The 3,122-nt window shown below is 42.3% G+C and carries 4 protein-coding genes; 3 read left to right on the top strand and 1 reads right to left on the bottom strand.

Annotated elements, in window-relative coordinates; all coding sequences use genetic code 11:
• Nucleotides 1–195 precede the first annotated feature (195 nt).
• Together FD47_RS14010 and FD47_RS14005 are read left to right on the top strand one after the other, a co-directional pair.
• Nucleotides 196–744 carry a MarR family winged helix-turn-helix transcriptional regulator gene (locus FD47_RS14010; protein ID WP_054736674.1) on the top strand — a complete coding sequence of 183 codons (549 nt, stop codon included), beginning with the start codon at nucleotides 196–198 and terminating at the stop codon, nucleotides 742–744.
• The gene (locus FD47_RS14005; RefSeq protein WP_054736672.1) at nucleotides 725–1,090 is read left to right on the top strand and encodes a rhodanese-like domain-containing protein; all 366 of its coding nucleotides are present in this window, start codon (nucleotides 725–727) and stop codon (nucleotides 1,088–1,090) included. Before FD47_RS14010 ends, FD47_RS14005 begins: the two co-directional genes overlap by 20 nt.
• A 202-nt stretch (nucleotides 1,091–1,292) precedes the next feature.
• Here FD47_RS14005 and FD47_RS14000 read toward each other — a convergent pair whose 3' ends face one another.
• Nucleotides 1,293–2,417, bottom strand: a complete 1,125-nt coding sequence (locus FD47_RS14000; RefSeq protein ID WP_056980816.1) for an aminotransferase — start codon at nucleotides 2,415–2,417, stop codon at nucleotides 1,293–1,295.
• A 249-nt stretch (nucleotides 2,418–2,666) separates the two neighbouring features.
• On the opposite strand from FD47_RS14000, the gene spx reads away from it, so the two are divergent.
• On the top strand, nucleotides 2,667–3,062 hold the full coding sequence (gene spx / locus FD47_RS13995) for a transcriptional regulator Spx (RefSeq protein WP_008215444.1): 396 nt from the start codon (nucleotides 2,667–2,669) through the stop codon (nucleotides 3,060–3,062).
• The last annotated feature ends 60 nt before the right edge of the window (nucleotides 3,063–3,122 follow it).

Here is a 3,122-nt window from a genome sequence, read left to right as displayed (position 1 = left end):
AATGTGACACAACTAGCACAACGCGTTAATTAATCAAATTTAGACTGCCTCAGAAATCAACTTATATCCATTCCACCGTTTCATAAGTGATAGAAAAATCCAACTAAAAGGGTTAAAATCACTTCCCTTTTTGGATCAAATGACGTATACTTCATTTAGTTAGCCGGCTAACTAAATGAATAAGGGGGACAAACCGTGAGTTATTACAACTTTGTCGATCGACCAAGCAAACAGCGAATTCAAGAAATGGCCGATCAATTACACTTGAAGGTATCACCTGATGCCGTGCATCTGTTCTTGGATTTCCAATTAGCCTATCGAGAAGTTGAGAAGAACTACGAGAGTCTGGTGGCGAGTTTTGATTTGAGCGAATCAAGATTCATCATTCTGATGTTCTTATATTATGCAGAGGATAAACAGCTCCTGCCATCCGAAATTGCCCATAAACTGGGGGTTACTAAACCAACGATCAGTAAGTTATTGCGAGGAATGGCTCAGCAAGGGCTCGTCAGCAGTCACCAATCTCAATCTGATAAGCGGGTTCGCGACGTTCAACTAACAACCGCTGGTGAAAAACTATTAAGAACTTTCTTACCATACAACTATCGGTCAAGTTCCCTATTATTTGAGGATTTCACTGCTGAAGAGAAACAACAATTCGCTCATTTGTTACGAAAGTTACTCAAATCAAAGGACAAGATTCAACAACTGGAGGAAGACTATCATGAACACGGAAAAAATTAATTTACTGGAAACTTATTTAAGCTTGTACATCAATCCCATGAACGTCTTAAAAGCCGGCGAAAACGGTCAGTCACCCTATGTTATTTTAGACGTTCGAAACGCGCCTGCTCAGGTTAAAAAAGACCAGATCAAAGGCGCCGTTGCGATGCCCGCAAAGGATTTAGCAGCCCACCTTAGTGAACTGGATAAAGCTAAAACCTACGTGGTTTATGACTGGAATGGCGGGACAATTTTGGGCAAACAAGCCGTTTTGACCCTACTCAAAGCCGGATTCAACGCATTTGAACTTGCCGGTGCCTTAGAGGGCTGGAAGGGTATGAATCTACCGCTTGAAACGGTTAAATAATTGCAGCCACGAACATGAAGAACAAACTGGGAGCACTATCAGACGATGGGGCTCTTTTTTAGCATAAATTAGTCAGCTGATGCCCCTTTGGTTGGCGCGTCCTCAAACCAATCATCACCCTGACTTACCTCCATCGAGCGCAAATAGTTCGCGAAAACCGTTGAAGCTGCAATCGGTTAACCATCGTTAATTCTCGCTCCCATCATGAACGATCATACCGGCGCAAGAAAGCCGAAAGCCGTTTCAACCCCTCACGAAGCGTTGCCTCATCAGCACAATATCCCAAGCGGACGTGGCCCGGCATATCGAACCGGTTGCCAGGAACCAATAGAACTCCCTGTTCTTTAAGCAGCTGAATACAAAAGTCCTCAATGTCAATTGGGACATCCAGTTTAGGAAATGACGTCGAAATTGCTTGTGGCAGCACCATACTTGCCCGTGGTTCAGCATCAATCCACTCTTTATAAATCGCCAAATTGTTGAGAACAAGGCGCCGGTTCCGGTCAAGGACCTGCTCACGATGGCGTAAAATATAGGTTGCCATGGCATCGTTGAACACGCCACAGGAAATCATTGTGTAGTCCCGATACTTTCGGAACAGGTCAGCTACCGCTTTATTGGAAACCGTCCAGCCAACTCGTAAGCCGGGCATCGAATACGTCTTTGACACCGAATTGGTGGCGATTCCCCGATCGTATAGATCAACGATAGAGGCGTATCGATCCGTATCGGTTAATGGCATATAAACCTCATCAACCAGGACGTAAGCGCCGACTTTCTTGGCTAAATCGACGACCTGCTGGAGAAAAGACTTATCCAGGAAGGTCCACGTTGGATTATTCGCATTATTTAAACAAATCAATTTTGTATCAGGGCGAATTAATCGCTTTAATTCAGCGATATTCGGATACCAATCCTGATCCTCATGAATTTTCCAGTAGTCAACGTCGGCACCCAAAGATTTGGGAATGTCGTAGAGTTGCTGGTAGGAAGGATACTCTGAGATGACGTGGTCCCCAGGATTCAATAACGCATACAATGCCAAATGATTGGCACCGGACGCCCCGTTTGTCTGAAGAATATTATCAACATCAACGTGAGAATAGAGATTCCCGACAGCTTTTTTAAATTCTGGGGAACCTTCAATCCACCCGTAGTTCATTTTTTTTCGATCGAGAAGTTTGTAGAACTCTTCACCATCTTTGCCGTCTAATGAAAGGGCTTCCTTCATTGTCATTGAATCAATCGTACTCTGTGAAATATCATAGGTGGCTGATTTTTCCCACTGGTTGAGCCATTCTTCGACACCAAAACCCGCAATTTCCAATTTAAAAACTCCTTTGTTTATTATAGAAACGATTGTGATTTATTTATTCATTAATGATTAAGGATTGTGAACAACTTAATTTTAGGAAACCGTTTGTTAACAATTCCGTACAAATATCTCAGAATGCCTTAAAATTAGTGTTGACAAGCCTAACAAATATGATATGATAAGTATATTAAATCGTTGGATGACTTATATAACATAACTCATCATTTATTGTTGGCTAGTTACAAAGGGGGAGAAGTAACTATGTTGAACTTATATGTTGCACCAAGTAGCGCTTCCAGTCGAAAGGCTCGCAAATGGCTGATGGACCACGGAATTGACTTTAAAGAACGTAATATCACGCGAATTCCACTGAATGCCGATGAAATCAAGCGGATTCTTCGCTTAACTGAAAACGGCAGTGAGGATATTATCTCAACGCGCTCGAACGCCTTCCGTAAATTACACGTCAATTTAGATAGTTTAACTGTATCACAATTAATCGAATTAATGGTCCAACACCCTGACTTAATCAGACGACCATTAATCTTCAACGATGAACAACTTCAAGTTGGCTTTAGCGAAGAAGACATTCGCAGTTTCTTACCACGAAGTGTCCGTGAAGCGAGCTTACAGCAACTTATGAACAAAATCAGTTAAAATCATACACAGAAAACAAACGGATCCGGTATGAGGTGTACCCCCAAAGTTAAAGTAAAT

This window comes from Lentilactobacillus parafarraginis DSM 18390 = JCM 14109, from assembly GCF_001435895.1.
Lineage (GTDB): Bacteria > Bacillota > Bacilli > Lactobacillales > Lactobacillaceae > Lentilactobacillus > Lentilactobacillus parafarraginis.
Note: the sequence above shows the minus strand (reverse complement) of the source record. Positions and strands in the feature narration are given on the sequence as shown.